The organism is Capnocytophaga sp. oral taxon 338 str. F0234 (assembly GCF_000192225.1).
Taxonomy (GTDB): domain Bacteria; phylum Bacteroidota; class Bacteroidia; order Flavobacteriales; family Flavobacteriaceae; genus Capnocytophaga.
On the sequence record NZ_GL872413.1, the window covers coordinates 1,364,359 to 1,380,737 of the forward strand.

General features: G+C 38.0%; 17 protein-coding genes and 1 tRNA gene. 8 read left to right on the forward strand and 10 right to left on the reverse strand.

Annotated features, from left to right (window positions below):
• The first annotated feature begins 15 nt into the window (after positions 1-15).
• The gene (locus HMPREF9071_RS06220; RefSeq protein WP_040358054.1) at positions 16-498 is read left to right on the forward strand and encodes an Lrp/AsnC family transcriptional regulator; all 483 of its coding nucleotides are present in this window, start codon (positions 16-18) and stop codon (positions 496-498) included.
• 185 nt (positions 499-683) lie between these two features.
• Here HMPREF9071_RS06220 and hemA read toward each other — a convergent pair whose 3' ends face one another.
• Positions 684-1,922, reverse strand: coding sequence for a glutamyl-tRNA reductase (hemA, locus tag HMPREF9071_RS06225; RefSeq protein WP_009745750.1), 1,239 nt, complete (start codon positions 1,920-1,922; stop codon positions 684-686).
• Between the two features lie 197 nt (positions 1,923-2,119).
• Here hemA and HMPREF9071_RS06230 point away from each other — a divergent pair, with 197 nt between their 5' ends.
• From HMPREF9071_RS06230 to HMPREF9071_RS06245, 4 genes are all read left to right on the forward strand, one after another.
• The gene (locus tag HMPREF9071_RS06230) at positions 2,120-3,010 is read left to right on the forward strand and encodes an AraC family transcriptional regulator (RefSeq protein WP_009745751.1); all 891 of its coding nucleotides are present in this window, start codon (positions 2,120-2,122) and stop codon (positions 3,008-3,010) included.
• On the forward strand, positions 3,007-3,861 hold the full coding sequence (locus tag HMPREF9071_RS06235; protein WP_009745752.1) for an NADAR family protein: 855 nt from the start codon (positions 3,007-3,009) through the stop codon (positions 3,859-3,861). Before HMPREF9071_RS06230 ends, HMPREF9071_RS06235 begins: the two co-directional genes overlap by 4 nt.
• Positions 3,862-3,900: 39 nt before the next feature.
• Positions 3,901-4,305: a DoxX family protein gene (locus HMPREF9071_RS06240; RefSeq protein WP_009745753.1), complete on the forward strand. Its 405-nt coding sequence runs from the start codon at positions 3,901-3,903 to the stop codon at positions 4,303-4,305.
• Between the two features lie 80 nt (positions 4,306-4,385).
• Positions 4,386-4,859 (forward strand): DinB family protein, encoded by a 474-nt coding sequence (locus HMPREF9071_RS06245; RefSeq protein WP_009745754.1) that lies wholly within the window; start codon positions 4,386-4,388, stop codon positions 4,857-4,859.
• Between the two features lie 95 nt (positions 4,860-4,954).
• On the opposite strand, the gene HMPREF9071_RS06250 is transcribed toward HMPREF9071_RS06245, so the two are convergent.
• The 3 genes from HMPREF9071_RS06250 to rbfA are packed head-to-tail and all read right to left on the reverse strand — an operon-like array spanning position 4,955 to position 7,310.
• A complete protein-coding gene (locus tag HMPREF9071_RS06250; protein ID WP_040358055.1) occupies positions 4,955-5,656 on the reverse strand; it encodes a DUF4197 domain-containing protein in 702 nt (233 codons plus the stop codon).
• Between the two features lie 54 nt (positions 5,657-5,710).
• The gene (locus tag HMPREF9071_RS06255; protein ID WP_009745756.1) at positions 5,711-6,913 is read right to left on the reverse strand and encodes an ABC transporter permease; all 1,203 of its coding nucleotides are present in this window, start codon (positions 6,911-6,913) and stop codon (positions 5,711-5,713) included.
• A 4-nt stretch (positions 6,914-6,917) separates the two neighbouring features.
• A complete protein-coding gene (rbfA, locus tag HMPREF9071_RS06260; protein WP_009745757.1) occupies positions 6,918-7,310 on the reverse strand; it encodes a 30S ribosome-binding factor RbfA in 393 nt (130 codons plus the stop codon).
• Positions 7,311-7,432: 122 nt separating this feature from the next.
• Between rbfA and HMPREF9071_RS06265 the strand changes: the two genes are divergently transcribed.
• Genes HMPREF9071_RS06265 through HMPREF9071_RS06275 form a run of 3 tightly spaced genes read left to right on the forward strand, consistent with a single transcriptional unit; the run spans position 7,433 to position 10,590 of the window.
• Entirely contained in the window at positions 7,433-8,116 is a 684-nt protein-coding gene (locus HMPREF9071_RS06265; RefSeq protein WP_009745758.1) for a DUF2461 domain-containing protein, read from the forward strand.
• Between the two features lie 42 nt (positions 8,117-8,158).
• Entirely contained in the window at positions 8,159-9,442 is a 1,284-nt protein-coding gene (gene brnQ, locus HMPREF9071_RS06270; RefSeq protein ID WP_009745759.1) for a branched-chain amino acid transport system II carrier protein, read from the forward strand.
• Positions 9,442-10,590, forward strand: coding sequence for an 8-amino-7-oxononanoate synthase (locus HMPREF9071_RS06275; protein ID WP_009745760.1), 1,149 nt, complete (start codon positions 9,442-9,444; stop codon positions 10,588-10,590). Before brnQ ends, HMPREF9071_RS06275 begins: the two co-directional genes overlap by 1 nt.
• Before the next feature lie 149 nt (positions 10,591-10,739).
• Here the strand turns inward: HMPREF9071_RS06275 and HMPREF9071_RS06280 are convergent, their stop codons facing one another.
• From HMPREF9071_RS06280 to HMPREF9071_RS06305, 6 genes are all read right to left on the reverse strand, one after another.
• Positions 10,740-11,447, reverse strand: a complete 708-nt coding sequence (locus HMPREF9071_RS06280; RefSeq protein WP_009745761.1) for an RluA family pseudouridine synthase — start codon at positions 11,445-11,447, stop codon at positions 10,740-10,742.
• A 4-nt stretch (positions 11,448-11,451) separates the two neighbouring features.
• Positions 11,452-12,270 carry a 3-methyl-2-oxobutanoate hydroxymethyltransferase gene (gene panB, locus HMPREF9071_RS06285; RefSeq protein ID WP_009745762.1) on the reverse strand — a complete coding sequence of 273 codons (819 nt, stop codon included), beginning with the start codon at positions 12,268-12,270 and terminating at the stop codon, positions 11,452-11,454.
• Between the two features lie 94 nt (positions 12,271-12,364).
• A tRNA-Thr gene (locus HMPREF9071_RS06290) sits at positions 12,365-12,438 on the reverse strand.
• Positions 12,439-12,556: 118 nt separating this feature from the next.
• Entirely contained in the window at positions 12,557-13,519 is a 963-nt protein-coding gene (locus HMPREF9071_RS06295) for a homoserine kinase (RefSeq protein ID WP_009745763.1), read from the reverse strand.
• A gap of 10 nt (positions 13,520-13,529) precedes the next feature.
• Positions 13,530-15,965: a bifunctional aspartate kinase/homoserine dehydrogenase I gene (thrA, locus tag HMPREF9071_RS06300; protein ID WP_009745764.1), complete on the reverse strand. Its 2,436-nt coding sequence runs from the start codon at positions 15,963-15,965 to the stop codon at positions 13,530-13,532.
• Between the two features lie 137 nt (positions 15,966-16,102).
• Positions 16,103-16,306, reverse strand: coding sequence for a hypothetical protein (locus HMPREF9071_RS06305; protein WP_009745765.1), 204 nt, complete (start codon positions 16,304-16,306; stop codon positions 16,103-16,105).
• Between the last annotated feature and the right edge of the window lie 73 nt (positions 16,307-16,379).

Genomic DNA, 16,379 nt, shown 5'->3' on the forward strand with positions numbered 1-16,379 from the left:
CCCAAAATTAAAAGTATGGCTGCACGATTTAAGTTAGATGAGATTGATCATAAAATTCTTGATATGCTTATTGAGAATACACGAATGCCTTTCACCGATATAGCCAAAGCTCTGGAAGTATCAGCAGGGACAGTTCATATCCGTGTAAAAAAAATGGAGGAATCAGGCATCATTAAGAGTTCTACACTTACAGTAGATTATGAAAAGATAGGTTACACCTTTGTAGCTTATGTAGGTATTTTCTTAGAAAAGAACCACCAAACACAATTTGTTATAGAACGACTTTCTGAAATTCCTTATATTACTCAAGCAAGTATCATTAGTGGGAAGTATAATATTCTTTGTAAAATACGAGCGAGAGATACTAAACATGCTAAAGAAATTATTTTCCAGATAGATGATATTCAAGGAGTAAGCAGAACTGAGAGTATGATCTCCATGGAGGAAAGCATCAGTGATAAGAAACGCTTATTACATACTGTTTTTAAAGAATTGTAAAATAATAAAGATGAATATTTTATATTTTTTCCCATTGTACAATCACACCAATGGAACTATGATGATTCTACTCTTTGCGTTAGTCTGTCTGATACTCACTTATGCAGTAGTCTCTTTCATTAGCAAAAATCAAAAGAAAAATCGGTAAACTTCTTACCGATTTTTTTATGCTTAAATGATTGGGTTTAAAGTTCAAAAACTTGTTTCATAAGGGAGAGGCTCTCTTCCGGTGAAGCACTTTCTTTTAGATGATTGATAAAGCGAGTAGTAATTTTTTGAATGATTCTATCACTAATAATTTCTGCCTGTTGTTCATTGAAGTCAGGTATCTTTTTTCGTTGAAAATCTATTTCTCCATTTTTTAGTTCCTCTAAGGAGTGTTTGAGCGCTTGAATAGTAGGAGCAAATCGCCTATTCTGTAACCATTGGTCAAACTCTTCTTTAATTTCTTCTATAATCTGCTGAGCTTGAGGAATAAATGCTTTTCTACGTTCCAAAGTATCATCTGTTATCTGAGAGAGGTGGTCCATGTGAATAAGTGTTACTTTATCCATCCTTTGTACCGAATCAGCTACATTTTTGGGAATGGAGAGGTCTAATATGAGCATTTTTCTATCTTTAGGAAGTATTTCCTCAGTAATTGTAGGTGTTTTACTCCCTGTAGCAACTACTAACACATCTGTTTGGGCTAATTCACTCTCCAGAAGAGCATAGTCTTTCACTAAAACATTAAATTTCCCTGCGATTTCCTGTGCTTTTTCCTTAGTTCTATTAATAAGAGTAATGTGTTCGTTATTAGTGTGTTTAATTAAGTTTTCACAAGTATTTCTACCTATTTTTCCAGTACCAAAAAGGAGTATTTTCTTATTGGAAATATCAGTTACATTTTGTAAGATATATTGTACAGAAGCAAAAGATACAGAAGTAGCTCCACTGGAGAGTTCTGTTTCATTCTTGATTCGCTTACTAGCTTGGATCACGCTATTAAGCAAACGTTCTAAGAAAGCATTGATAAGATGGTATTGTTTTGCCAGAGAAAAAGATTTCTTCAATTGGCTTATAACTTCAAAATCCCCTAATATTTGACTATCTAAGCCTGTTCCTACATTGAATAAGTGATTAACAGCTTCTTTGTTTTTATAGATGTATCCCACTTTTTCAAAATCCTCAAGAGTTGCTTTGGAATGAGTACATAATTTCTGAATTAATTGAAAGGGATGTTCTGCAAAACCATAGAGTTCTGTACGATTACAGGTAGAAATAATAGCAAGTCCTTCCATTTTTCCTGCTTGAGCTTCTGCAAGGATACTTTCTTGATGCTCGGTATCCAAACTAAAAAGTCCTCGCATATCTGCATCTGCTTTTTTGTAACTAATTCCAATAGTATAAAAATGGGTTTCTTTTTGAATTGTATTTTGAGTCATCTGTTATATCCATAAAAACAAACGCAAAAATAAGGTTATATTCTGAAAAAAAATATCGCTAAAAGTTCTTTTTTTTGCTCTGAAAGTACTATCTTTGCACTTTAATTTATTAATGATTGTAAGTCAGTATTTTACTATTCTTTATTTATCAAAATATAGAAAAAGTCTAAATAAGAAAACGCAAAAAACACCTATCTATGTACACAAAAAATAACGACCAAAGTGCTTCACTTTTTCGAGAAATAGAAGAAGGAATATTTGTCCTACGGAAGGAAAATGAAAGTAATGATTCTCAGATGGTTACCCAAGAAATTAAGCAAAACTTTATTCAATTTCATTTCTGTGATAAGGGAGCGGTAACCTTTGTTTTTCATTCAGGAAATTATTCTATGCTCCTAAAGGAAATGGAAAGTCTTTTATTGTATAATCCTAAGGAAATATTACCCTTACAGGTACGATTGGCACCAGGAACCACTCTTTTTTCGATCTTTATCACTATAGGAAGGTTTCATTCGTTATTTTTAGGAGAATCAGGGATAATTGATTTTCTCTCTCCTATGCGTCAGCATGAGAAATACTATACCTTGGTAGGAATCTCTCCACAGTTGTTCATCATTTTGCACCAGATACGTACTATGCACTTACCTGCAAGTCTCTATTCGCTGTACCTTAGGGCAAAGATATATGAGCTGTTGAGCCTGTATTTTAATAAAGGACAAGAGACTGAGACAGAGGCTTGTCCTTTTCTCTCCAGTGAGGAGAATGTACAGAAGATTCGACAGGCTAAGGAGCTACTCCTTAGGCACATGACCTCACCACCTTCCTTGCAAGAACTCTCAGAGGAGGTGGGATTGCCCCTAAAGAAGCTCAAAAGTGGTTTTAAGCAGATCTATGGGGAGTCCGTCTATGGCTTTCTCTTTGATTACAAAATGGAGCTGGCACGTAAATGGCTCACTACCGAACAATACAATGTCAATGAACTATCCTTGAAACTCGGCTATAGTATGCCCAGTCATTTTATAGCTGCCTTTAAAAAGAAATTTGGGACTACCCCTAAGAAATATGTACTTACTAAAAATACACGATGATGAAACCTAATTTTAAACTTATGCCACCACAGTGGATTGAATACCCTGAATTTACTGAGTTCTCTATGGGCTGGCGTATGGGGGGTGGTGAGGACTACCGTTATCAGTTTTGGGATTGGTACGAAGCACTTACCTCTGCACAACAACAGGAATATCAACGACTATTTCCGTATCCTTGCTTTTGGCACTGCAACAATTGGGCTGTAAATGATAAGGATTTGAAAGACAGACATCCTAATGAAGAGGATTATTACTACGAAGGGATTCCTTTTTGGCAGCCTAAAGGGGCTTATAAATACTCTAAAGCAACGTTTATCAACTCGGCTAAGAAGCTCAAGTTTGTCTTCTTTTGGAAGCCTAATTGCAAGGTAGTAGATGAATCTTGTTTTTCGCAATGGCAACCTTCATCTTTTTGTATAGATGGAGATGAATATTCTTGTACTGAGCAGTATATGATGGCTGAGAAAGCACGTTTGTTTGGTGATAAAGAGGTGGAAGAAGAAATCATGAACACTTCCGATCCTAAGCTAATGAAAGCTTTGGGTAGGAAAGTGCGTAACTTTGACCCTCAGGTGTGGGACAAAGCCAAATACAGTATCGTACTGAATGGGAATTACTACAAATTCACCCAGAATAAGGAAATGATGGACTTTTTGCTCTCTACAGGCGATAAAATATTGGTAGAAGCAAGTCCGATGGATACCATTTGGGGGATAGGCTTGAGCAAAGACAATGAGAAATCACAAAATATAGCTGCGTGGCGTGGTAAGAATCTGTTGGGATTTGCCCTAATGGAAGTAAGAGACGAGATTAGAAAGGTATATCAGAATGTACATTTGCTAAAAAAATAAAAAGTACTATCTTTGCACCGAATTTTAAATATAACAACAATGAAAAATAAAGATTTAGGTCTGCTTATCATTCGCCTTACTATAGGGCTTTTGATGATTCCTCATGGAATAAACAAACTCATTCACGCAGAGGCATTAGGCTATATTGTGTCGCTTTTAGAAGGAAAACATCTGCCGACGTTTATCGCTTATGGTGTTTTCTTAGGAGAAATAGTAGCTCCTTTATTGGTAGCTATAGGCTATAGAACCCGCTTGGCAGCTTTTGTAATGGTGGGTACGGGTTGCTTTGTACTACTCTTAGCTTATTCAGAAGTGCTTTTGGAACTTACTCCACACGGAGGCTGGGCTCCTGAACTTCCTGCCTTGTTCCTATTTCCAGCCTTAGCACTGATTTTTACAGGTGGTGGTAAGTATGCCGTTTCTACTTGTAACAAATGGGACTAATCTAATAATTAATGCCAACAATGATTAATACTCTGAACCACTAAATGGAATTACTGATATACAAATAAATACAAATAAACATGAAAGAATTGCTTACTCCTGAGGCACTGCATACCAATTTCAAAGATGTACGTGCTTTGACCCGTAAGGTCATTGAGGCTTTTCCTGAAAAAGATCTCTTTACTTTTAATATTGCTAACCTACGTCCATTTTCTGCTATGGTAGAAGAATTTATTGCAATAACAGATGGTATATTTGGCGAAATACTCCCTGAAAAACATCATAAATTTTTGGAAGAAGGAAAGTTTCCTACTCAGAAATCCGATCTGTTAGCTTTATGGGATAAGGTTACCGCTCAGATAGACAAAGAATGGAAAGAGATAAGGGATTTTACCCAACCTATAACGCTGTATCAAATGACTTTTAGCTTTACTCAGTGGATTCTCTATGCCATAGAAAACGAAAGTCACCATAGAGGACAGGGATATACTTATCTTAGAGCCTTGCACATAGAGCCACCTTTCTTCTGGGGAAGGGAGAGTTTCCAAAAATGATAATATAGCTTTATAGAGAGCATAAAATACCCTCTGAAAGTAAGACTACTTTCAGAGGGTATAATGTTAGCTATTCTGCTGCTTAGAAATATGTTTTACTGCTTAGCAAAAACCTTTTGTAACAAGGGAGTTGTTCTCGCACTAATATTGGTACGAATATCTTCTTCTTTCTTAGCAACTTGTAAGAAAAGTCCCTCTACGGCTTTTTCTGTTACATAGTTTGTTAGGTTGGGGTTTACTTGGGTTACTAAAGGAATAGCATTATATTTATTGATAATATTAGACCATACCTCATCGGCTCCTACCTTACTAAGAGAGGCTTTTATTTTAGGAGAAAAAGCCTGTATCAGGGATTGGGTAGTAGTTTTCTTTAAGTATTGAGTAGCTGCATCTTTACCTCCTGTAAGGATTGCTGTAGCATCAGAAAAGGAAAGGTTTTTTACTGCATTGATAAAGATAGGTTTGGCTTCGGTTACAGCATCTTCAGCAGCACGGTTGAGCAGCTTTACCCCTTCATCGGCAAGACTTCCCAAACCAATACTTCTAAGGGTTTTATCTACCTTTTGCAGAGGCTCAGGGAAAAGAATTTTAGTAAGTGAATTGCCATAATAACCATCCTTTTGGCTAAGCAAATCCACGCCTTGGACAATCCCCAACTCTAAGGCTTGTTTCAGACCATTGGAAATATCCACTGAGGTAAGGGCACCTCCTTGTTGGGTGCTGTTCATAATGCTTTGCAAATCTGCACAGCTACTTAAGCAGAAAAAACTACTTACTAACAAAACGATTTTCTTCATTTGTAATGTATTTAAGGGTTATTTTTACTTGCTTGGTATAGAAAACTAATTTTATTAATCATTAATTTGGGTTCTGCTAGCCCCTATGGCAGAGGCTATAATTCCCAGTATTAGAATGGTAAAAAATACGATTATAATTTCTGAGAGGCGAATATCCATAGGATAAGGGATAGGAATGACCGCATTGGGGTTGATATACAGCATGGGGTGAACTTGCTGTAACCAGGCAATCCCTACTCCTAAACCTACGCCAAAGATAGCTCCTAATAAGGAAACTATTGTCCCTTGTAGAAAGAAAATACTCCGTATTTGTTTTAAGGTCATTCCCAGAGCAAAGAGCGTATATAAGTTCTTTTGTTTGTCCAAAATCATCATAATAATTGCTCCTACCAAATTAAATAAGGCTACAATGAGTACTAAGGTAAAAATCAGGTAAGTTGCCAAATTTTCTGTTTGGAACATCTTATAGAGGTCTTCATTGAGTGCCATACGGTCTTTTATCACAAAGGAATCCCCTAAAGCCTTTTGTAGATGTTTCTTTCCTTCATTGGCGGAGATACCCTTGGAGAGCTTGATTTCTAAGGCACTCACCTCATTTGCTTGTAACCCTGTCAAACGTTGGGCTAAGGATAGAGTGGCAAACACATACTTGCTGTCCAAGTCCTCCGTTACTTGATAATAGTCCGAGAGTAAGACCGTTTCCTCCCTATAAGGGGTGCTGGTGATACTACCCTTACCTGCCTTAGGAACAATAATTTGTAGAGGAGTGGTACTGGTGAAGAGTCCCAAATTCAGAGTCTCAGCAATAATGTTTCCCACCACTACATAATCATCATTTAGGAGCCAATCCTTTGGACTGATAACTAAGATACTATCTACAGCATTTACCTTAGGATAGTTTTCATCTACTCCCTTGATATAGGCAATATAGTTTTTACCTCTGCTGTTAAGGAATACTCTTTCTTCCAATACTTTGCTATAATAGGCAACGACTCCACTTTCTGTAAGGGCTTTTTCCTTATCAGGAGAAAAGGTGAATGTTTTTCCGCTCTTAGGAAATATTTTTAGGTCAGGGTCAAAGAAGTTAGAAAAAGACATGCTAAAGGTTCTCAAGCCCGAAAAACCTGCCAAAACAATCATTAGTGAAGCCCCTCCTACGATCAGTACGAAGATGGACATACGATTGATGATATTAATTACATTCTGCGAACTTTTAGAACGCACATATCGCCAAGCGATAAAGAGAGAGGCTTTCAAGAGGCTATGATTTTTTACGTTTGATAAGCAATTCAGGGTGTTCTATAGGGTTCTCTTCTCCTTTGAGAGAATGTTCTATCTGAGAAAGGTATTCTAAAGAATCATCTAAAAAGAAGCTAAGATCCGGCATTTTCCTTAGTTGATAGCGTGTTCGTTGGGCTACTTCATGCTTTATCTGAGAATTATTGGACTGTATAGCCGATAGAATCTCTACACCTCGTTCATTGGGAAATACACTAATATATACTTTAGCAAGAGTCAAATCCACAGTGACAGCTACCTTGGTAACGGATATAATAAGATTTGTCAGCCCGCCTGCTTGTACGGCACGCCCTAATATATCTCCTAAATCCTCCTGTAGAAGCCCAGCTATTTTTTTCTGGCGGTTGGTTTCCATTCTATACAATTTATTAAAACGTTGCAAAGATAGAAATAATTTAGAAATAATTTTATGTTTGTATCAAAAAAATTGTATCTTTGCGCTTTAATAAGTAAATTCGCTTATACATTAAAAGTATCATGGAAAAATTAACAAAATTAACAAATAATATATTTTCTTTTCTTTCTGAATTGGCTGTAAATAATAACCGTGAATGGTTTGTCAATAATAAGAAAGATTATGAACAAGCAAAGGATCAAGCAGAAAGTTTCTTTAGGGATATTTATTCAGAAATGCAAAAACATGATCATTTAGGTGCTATTAAGATATATCGTATATATAATGACTTACGCTTTTCTAAGGATAAACCTCCTTACAAAACACATTTTGGACTGTACTTTGGGAGGGAGCAGCCTAAGTATAGGGGAGGATATTATCTACATATAAGTCCTGAAAGAAGCTTTGCCGGAGGAGGATTTTTTAATCCAGAACCTAAAGATCTCTTACGTATTCGTCAAGAAATATCTGTGGATGGAGAAATTTTCTCACAGATTATGAACTCAGCTCCTATAGTGAAGTATTTTGATGGACAACTCTTTGGAGATGAGGTAAAAACTGCTCCTAAAGGGTTTAGCAAGGATGACCCGATGATTGCCTATTTAAGAAAAAAACAGTTCCTCCTCAAGAGAGATTTTTCCTCAGAAGAAGTGTTTAAGGATAATTTTTCTAAACAAGTAATAGATACTTTTATAGCTATGCGTCCTTTTTATGACTTTATGACTACTGCTCTCACTACAGACCTCAATGGAGAACCACTATATTAAAGTGAAGTATTAAAAAAGAATTCTTAATTTAAAAATGTAAAAATGAGATTATCTTTTGTACGCATTATTGTTACCTCTTTTGCCATGTTCTCTATTTTCTTTGGAGCAGGTAATTTTATATTGCCTCCCTACTTAGGAAAGTTAGCTGGAGAGCACTGGTTATTAGTCTCTATAGGTTTTTGTATTTCTGCTGTACTGATTCCTATTTTAGGGATATTTGTACAGGCACGCCTGCGGGGTTCTGTATTGGATTTTGGCAGGAAAATACATCCTTTTGTAGGAGTGCTATTGGGGGGCTTACTCTATGGGATATGCCTTGTATTTCCTATGCCACGAACAGCTTCGGTTAGTTATGAGATGATTTCAGCTTCCTTTGATGGAGAAATTCCCTCTTGGCTTATGTATCTGTTTTATATTATTTATTTCTTTTTGGTAGGGTATCTTTGTTATCAAAGAAATAAAGTATTGGACGTATTGGGGAAGTACCTAACACCTATTATGATAGGTGTTATATTATTACTAATAATAAGAGCTATTTTTCTGCAAGGTGAGGTGGAAATATCTTCTTTTGATAAACCTTTTGGACAAGGACTTTTGGAGGGATATCAAACTTATGATGCAATGGCATCTATTATCATAGGAGGAGTAATTACAGCTTCTTTATTTCTTGATAATTCTTTGGATAAGAGACAAATAAAACACCTGACTATTTATGCAGGAATGGGGAGTGGATTACTTCTTTTTATTACCTATACAGGATTTATCTACACGGGTGCTTCACAAGGAGGAAATTTTCTTGAGGTAAACCAGCGAGTCCTTCTGTTATCGCTTATAACTAAGCATGTCTTGGGAAGTATGGGAGGATTGTTACTAAGTATAGCCGTAAGTATCTCTTGTTTTACTACGGCTGTGGGGATTATTACAGGAGGAGCAGATTTTTTTAAAGCACTTACTCGTGGGGATGAACATACTTATAGGATATTTGTAACTGTTTTATGCATCTATAGTGCTATTATTGCACCTTTTGGAGTGGATTTTATTATAAAAATAGCCTATCCTGTATTGGTTCTTTTCTATCCTACAGTGATTGTACTCATTTTTTTACATTTACTCCCTTCTTATCTAGCTTCTAAACATGTGTTTAGAATGGTAAGTGTTGTAACTTTTCTTACCTCAATTCCTATTTTCTTAGAACAGTTAGATATTCATGTTATAGAGATACCTTTTCCCTTTCATGAATATGGCTTATCATGGATTTTACCTGCTCTTTGGGCATGGATTACCACGGTCATTATAGAAAAAACAGTTCTTAATATAAAAAAATAATGTATTCATCAATACCGAAAACACTTGAAGATGCACTTAAGTCACGCAAACAAATAAATACTTTCCGTAGTTTGTCTCTAAAGAATTATAATACTGACTTTTATTCCAATGATTATTTAGGACTGGCTCGTAACCCTATGGTTAAAGAATATGCCCTAAACTTATTGACTTCCTTCTCTTGGAAAAATGGGAGTACCGGATCTCGATTACTCTCTGGAAATTATGATTTGATAGAAAATGCTGAAAGTGTGATAGCCAATTATCATAATGCTCCTAAAGGATTAATTTTTAATTCTGGATATGATGCCAATTTAGGAATATTCTCTTCTATTCCGCAAAAAGGAGATATTGTCCTATATGATCAGTATATACATGCTTCTATACGTGACGGATTGCAATTAAGTAAAGCTCAACATTTTAAGTTTAAACATAATTCCTTAATTGATTTAGAGGAAAAGTTAAAAAAATTTTCTAATCAAGATATTACGCTTTATATTGCTACAGAAGCCGTTTTCTCTATGGATGGAGATATTCCCGACTTGGAAGCTATGGTTATCTTAGCTAAGAAATATAATGCCTATCTAATTGTAGATGAAGCTCATTCAGTAGGTGTTTTCGGAGAAAAAGGAGAAGGTCTTTGTCAAAAATTAGGAATAGAAAAGCATATCCTCTTGCGTCTTATTACCTTTGGAAAAGCAATGGGAGCCCATGGAGCGATAGTCTTAGCAGATCAAATAGTAATAGATTATCTAATAAACTTTGCACGTTCGTTTATATATACGACAGCTCCTTCTCCTGGGAATATAGCTACTATATTAGCATCTTATTTGCTTTTACCAGAATTAGAAGAAAAAGAGAAGTTACAACAGAATATTACCTTTTTTATGAAGAAAGTCCGAGAATTTAATGCTATAAATAAAGAAGTTCAGTTCATTTGTTCTCAATCGGCTATACAGGGACTTATAATTCCTGGCAACGAACGTGTAGGACAGTTGGCTTGTACTTTACAGGAAAAAGGGTTGGGAATTAAGCCTATCCTTTCGCCTACAGTCCCTAAAGGTGAAGAACGATTAAGGATTTGCTTGCATAGTTTCAATACAAAGAAGGAAATAGAGCATTTATTTTCAATATTGAGCAGCATATTATGAAGTTTTTCAAAATTAAAACTTTACTCTATAAATAACTTTGTAAGATTCTAATCTATACTAATATTGTAAAGATACCTCGATTGATACTGATTAATATGTTAAGAAGTAATTTTTGAAAGGCTAAGGTAAGTTCTCCTTTCTTTGTTATTCTATAATAAGTCTGATATTATTTTTTTTAATAAGTTATTGAAGGATTCAGGTAGGGGAGCGGTGATGCTGAGGGGTTCTTTTTTTATAGGATGGAGCAGTTCTAAAGTTCGTGCATGTAGGCAGATACTCCCATCAGGATTACTACGCTTGGCACCATACTTGAGATCCCCTTTGAGAGGACAGCCTAAAGCGGCAAACTGGGCGCGTATCTGGTGATGACGACCTGTAAGCAGATTAATTTCCACTAACAGATAATGGGTAAGAGTAGCCAAAACCTTATAAGTAAGCACCGCTTTCTGGGACTGTGGCTTTTCTGTTTGATAGGCATAGGACTTATTCTGAGAGGTATTGCGCACCAAAAAGTGCGTAAGAGTACCCTCGGCAGGGATAGTTTTTTTCTCCACCAAAGCCCAATAACGTTTGCAAACTTCTTCTTTGGTAGCAAAGGCAGCATTGAGTCGGGGAAGAGCCTTAGAAGTTTTAGCGAAGAGAACAATACCTGTAGTGGGTCTGTCTAAGCGATGTACTACTCCCAGATAAGCATCACCGGGCTTATTGTATTTCTTGACCAAATATTCCTTTACTATCTCACTTAAGGGGATATCGCCCGTTTTATCTCCTTGGACGATATCCCCTGCTCTTTTGTTAATGGCTATCAAGTGGTTATCTTCGTAAAGCACTTGTAGGTTCTGTGGGGTTGTCTTCATTCCCTTAGTACTGTTCGCTTTCGTTAGGGAACGTTTGTGCCTTTACATCGGTAATATATTGGCTTACCGCTCCTGTCATTAGCTCATGTAGGTTGAGGTATTGGCGTACAAACTTGGGCTTGTAATCCACAAACATACCGAAAAAGTCTTGAGATACAAGCACTTGCCCATCTACCTCGTGGCCTGCTCCAATTCCGATAGTAGGCACTGAAAGGCTCTGAGTAACCTCTTTAGCTAAAGCAGCAGGGATTTTTTCCAAGACGATGGCAGAGCAGCCCAATTCTTGTAGGTAATGAGCATCTTCCTTGAGTTTTTGAGCTTCTGCCTGTTCTTTGGCACGAAGTCCATACCCTCCGAACTTATTGATAGACTGAGGTGTAAGTCCTAAGTGACCTATCACAGGGATACCAGCATCCAAGATACGGCGAATACCCTCACCGATTTCTCGTCCGCCCTCAAGTTTCACAGCTTGTGCACCACTTTCTTTCATCATACGGATGGCAGAGTCCAAAGCACGTTGAGGGTCGGACTGGTAAGTACCAAAAGGCAAATCGGCAACCACCAAAGCATGAGAGCAGGCACGTGCCACGGCAGAAGCATGGTATATCATAGCATCCAAAGTCATCGGTAGGGTAGTCTCATATCCTGCCATTACATTAGCTGCAGAATCACCTACCAAGATGATGTCAATACCAGCCCCGTCAATAATCTTAGCCATAGTATAATCGTATGCCGTAAGCATAGTGATTTTTTCTCCTTTAGCTTTCATAGCCTGTAGCGTTTGTACCGTTATACGCTTGGTTTCTTTTTTTGAAATAGACATTATTTTTAATGATTAATTGTCAATGATTAATTATTCAATTTTCCCCTTTGGAAAAGAAAAAGAAAAAAGCTGCCAGAGAGCTGACAGCTATTAGAGCCGGTAGAGGGATTCGAACCCACGACCCCGAGATTACAAATCACGTGCTCTGGCCAACTGAGCTATACCGGCGATTTTGCGGGTGCAAAGTTACAACATTTTTCTAAACCTGCAAGAAGAAAATCTATTTTTTTCTTATTTGCTAATTCCACCCCCAAGTGAAATTGATACTCGCACTAGCGTGGGAACATTAATCATTGAATTTTGTGATTCTACAGCCTTTGCCATTGGCTAAATCTTCAATAAAGGAAAGAGTTTTTATGCCTTGTCCTGCATAGATTTTGTGTAGCTCAGTGAGAATACGATCGGCTATAGTGTGGGACTCGGCAAGGGCAAAAACAGAAGGACCTGATCCAGAGATACCAAAAGTGATTCCTCCCGCGGCAAGGGTAGCTTCCTTCATTTCATCAAAATAAGGAATAAGTATCTTTCGAGAAGGCTCTACTAGAAAGTCTTTGGTGGCTTTTCTAAGCAGTTCGTAGTCCTCTTTATATAAACCACTTACAAAAGCCCCCATGGCAGATACTTGTTTGGAGACAATATCTAAGGATACATGTCGGGAGACGATACTGCGTGCTGAGGCGGTATTGACCTCTATATTAGGGAAGAAGGACACCGCATGTAAGCCCTTAGGCAAGGGCAGACGTATAGGTTTGTTCTGATACAAAAGTACAATTCCTCCCAGAATTGCGGGGGAGACATTGTCATAATGTGCTGACCCACAAGCAGCACGCTCTCCTTCAGCTGCAAAGGGTAAGAGTTCTTCCAAGGTGAAGGGACTACCCATCAGGGTATTATAGGCGAAAGCCGCAGCGGCACTGCTGGCACTGCTGGAGCCTAAACCACTGCCTGAGGAAAAACCTTTGCGGATGCGAACATCTACATATACGGGATTTTCTATTCTCTCCTGCATGGCTTGAATAACTACTGTACAGGAATTCTTTTCTACCTCATAGGGTAGGGGAGTGGTACTTTCTATAAAAGTAATCTTATTTTGTCTACAATCATTAGGAGTTACTTCTACTTTGTCACCTACTGAGGAGAGAGAGATGCCTAAGACATCAAAGCCTACATTCACATTAGCAATAGTAGCAGGAGCGAAACCACAGACGGTCTCTTGTATAGGATTTGCTTTTCTAAGCGATTGATTCATAGAATTTCAATTATTTTTGTTTATTAGCTACATACATTACATCGGAAAGTACCCCACTAGCAGTTACTTTGGCACCTGCTCCTGCACCCTTGATGACGAGCGGTTCGATAGGATACATATCAGTATAAAAAGCAACAATATTATCCTTACCATTCAATTGATAGAAAGGACTATTAGGAAGTATTTCCTGTAAAGAAACTTTGATGTCTCCTTCCAAAAGTTGAGCTACTACATTGAGTTTAGCGCCCTTGTCCTTTGCTTTGTAATAGAGGTCTTGGAAGAAACCCTCATTCTTTTCGAGTACCTCATAGAAACCCTCTACCGAAGGCGTTTCTAAGGATTTTTCAGGAAGGAAACTTTCAAAGACTACTTCGCTCATTTCCTTACGATAACCTGCCTCACGAGAGAGGATCAGGATTTTACGGATTACATCCAAGCCACTGAGATCTATACGAGGGTCAGGTTCAGTATATCCTTCCTTTTGGGCTTGTTTTACAATTTCTACGAAAGGTGTAGTGGCGTTGTAATGATTAAAAATAAAGTTCAGACTACCGGAGACTACTGCATCAATACGGTGGATAGTATCTCCACTAAGCAGTAGGTTCTGTAGGGTTTTAATAATTGGTAAGGCAGCCCCTACAGAAGTTTCGTATTGGAAATCACAATTTTGGTTTTTGACCAGCTCCATAAGTGTCGTATATTGCTGCAAGGGTGCACTTCCTGCAATTTTGTTACAGGTAACCACTGAAATAGACTTGCGAATCAGTAAGGGGTAGAGTGCCGCAATCTCAGCCGAAGCGGTGTTATCCACCACGATACTATTGCGCCTATTGGTTGTGATAATTAGTTCTGCCAAAGCTGTAGGAGAGGGGTAATCGGAAGCCTTATCTGAAGAAAGAGTCGTAAGAGCCTCCTGGGGTAATCCATTATCATTGAACACATATTGATGGGAATTGGCAATCATGACTACCCGTAAATCCACTTTGTGTTGCTTACGAAAGTATTCCTGTTGTTTATAGACAATATCAATAAACTGTCCGCCCACATTTCCTACCCCTATGATAAAGAGGTGTACCCGCTTGATGACCTCTTGAAAGAGACGCTCATGTACCACATTGACTGCCTTGTGTTCATCACGAGCATCAATCACTACAGAGATATTGCGTTCGGACGCCCCCTGAGCAATAGCCTGAATATTAACCCCATTGGCACCCAAGGCACTGAATACCTTACCACTAAGGCCTGTTTGGTGATTCATATTGTCCCCGATAAGGGCTAAAATTACGTGGTTATCGGTACGTTCTATAGGATTGATGAGGGAGCCTATTTCTTGGGCAAATTCATGTTCCAAGGCCTCTTTGGCACTCTTGGCGTCACTGGTTTTGATTCCGAAACAGATACTCTGTTCGGAGCAACTCTGGGTGATGAGAATCACATTCACATCGGCCTGTTCGAGGGCTTGGAAGACACGGCGGGCACTTCCCTTGGTACCTGCTAGCCCAATTCCTGAAATGGTAATCATACTGATGTCACTCAGGGTAGAGACGCCTAACACTTTATCGGTATGTCCTTGGGTAGCCACATGGATACGAGTACCCTTTTCTTCGGGCGATAACGTATTGAGTAACAGCACAGGAATCTTCTTTTCCATAGCAGGACGAATAGCAGGAGGGTAGATCACTTTGGCTCCGAAATAGGCCATCTCAAAAGCCTCTTCGTAGCTCATTTGGGAGATTACTTTGGTATTCTTAACCAACTTAGGGTTAGCATTTTGCATACCATTGACATCGCTCCAGAGTTCTACTTGCTTGGCTCCTAAGCAATAGCCATAGATGGACGCTGTATAATCCGATCCTCCCCTGCCCAGTACCACCAATTCCCCCGTAGGGTTAGCGGCGATATAGCCAGGGGCGATATAAGAGACCGATGTATCTATCTGCTGCATACGCTTTTGCGTTTGAGGGAAATCCACTACCGCATTGAGCGGATCACCCTCAGCTACAATATATTTTTCTGAAGGTAAGTAGCCAACATGTACACTCTCTTGGTTGAGGTATTCGCAGATAATAAAAGCAGAGAGTAGTTCGCCCTGCGCCATAATACGCGCCTTGGTACGCTCGGAGAGTTCCCCCAAGGTACAGATACTATTACACAGATTTTCAAGGGTGAGTATTGTTTTTCCGATATGTACTAATGCATTAGTTTGTTTGTTAATATGCAAGAGCGATTTTGCCATAGTGATATGCCTTTCCTTAAGTGCTTCAAGAATAGGCTGACACGTGTTTTTTAAGGCATTTTCCCCTAAGGATTGTAGAGTATTGGTAACCCCAGAAAAGGCGGAAACCACCATGATAAAAGGTTCTGTTTGTTTTTTTGCAATCTGCACTACACGTTGCAAATTTTCCACTGACCCCACCGAGGAGCCTCCAAACTTAATTAGTAACATATATTTGTGTAATTTTTTATTGATTTATTGCTTTTTTCTTTACAAAATATAAAATGAGTGAAATCACTTTTAAGGGCAAATTGCCATTTGCCCCTACGCCTGCTCATGCTAATTTCTCGCAAACTATTTCTGATGGGCTATAAAATAGACTTAGAAAATTCTTTTTCTCCAAAGGAAATACGTCCTAAATCATCTTTGATAGCTATTTCTGTACCCATGAAAGGATTTTGTCGTACCTTTATAATTTTCCCTTTAATCCATTCTTTGAGTAATGTTAGATTAGGCAACATTTCCACTATGTCTTCTACCTTAAAAGTCTCTTTGGTATTTTCCTTTTTCATAATAACATATTTTGAGGGCAAAGGTACAATTTTTTAATGATTAATGACTAATTTTAAAATGAAGAATAATAAC

Excerpts from the sequence above, each read along its gene's own strand:
- HMPREF9071_RS06220 (WP_040358054.1), top strand. The coding sequence starts at position 16 with ATGGCTGCACGATTTAAGTTAGATGAGATTGATCATAAAATTCTTGAT.
- hemA (WP_009745750.1), bottom strand. The coding sequence starts at position 1,922 with ATGACTCAAAATACAATTCAAAAAGAAACCCATTTTTATACTATTGGA.
- HMPREF9071_RS06230 (WP_009745751.1), top strand. The coding sequence starts at position 2,120 with ATGTACACAAAAAATAACGACCAAAGTGCTTCACTTTTTCGAGAAATA.
- HMPREF9071_RS06235 (WP_009745752.1), top strand. The coding sequence starts at position 3,007 with ATGATGAAACCTAATTTTAAACTTATGCCACCACAGTGGATTGAATAC.
- HMPREF9071_RS06240 (WP_009745753.1), top strand. The coding sequence starts at position 3,901 with ATGAAAAATAAAGATTTAGGTCTGCTTATCATTCGCCTTACTATAGGG.
- HMPREF9071_RS06245 (WP_009745754.1), top strand. The coding sequence starts at position 4,386 with ATGAAAGAATTGCTTACTCCTGAGGCACTGCATACCAATTTCAAAGAT.
- HMPREF9071_RS06250 (WP_040358055.1), bottom strand. The coding sequence starts at position 5,656 with ATGAAGAAAATCGTTTTGTTAGTAAGTAGTTTTTTCTGCTTAAGTAGC.
- rbfA (WP_009745757.1), bottom strand. The coding sequence starts at position 7,310 with ATGGAAACCAACCGCCAGAAAAAAATAGCTGGGCTTCTACAGGAGGAT.
- HMPREF9071_RS06265 (WP_009745758.1), top strand. The coding sequence starts at position 7,433 with ATGGAAAAATTAACAAAATTAACAAATAATATATTTTCTTTTCTTTCT.
- brnQ (WP_009745759.1), top strand. The coding sequence starts at position 8,159 with ATGAGATTATCTTTTGTACGCATTATTGTTACCTCTTTTGCCATGTTC.
- HMPREF9071_RS06275 (WP_009745760.1), top strand. The coding sequence starts at position 9,442 with ATGTATTCATCAATACCGAAAACACTTGAAGATGCACTTAAGTCACGC.
- HMPREF9071_RS06280 (WP_009745761.1), bottom strand. The coding sequence starts at position 11,447 with ATGAAGACAACCCCACAGAACCTACAAGTGCTTTACGAAGATAACCAC.
- panB (WP_009745762.1), bottom strand. The coding sequence starts at position 12,270 with ATGTCTATTTCAAAAAAAGAAACCAAGCGTATAACGGTACAAACGCTA.
- HMPREF9071_RS06295 (WP_009745763.1), bottom strand. The coding sequence starts at position 13,519 with ATGAATCAATCGCTTAGAAAAGCAAATCCTATACAAGAGACCGTCTGT.
- thrA (WP_009745764.1), bottom strand. The coding sequence starts at position 15,965 with ATGTTACTAATTAAGTTTGGAGGCTCCTCGGTGGGGTCAGTGGAAAAT.
- HMPREF9071_RS06305 (WP_009745765.1), bottom strand. The coding sequence starts at position 16,306 with ATGAAAAAGGAAAATACCAAAGAGACTTTTAAGGTAGAAGACATAGTG.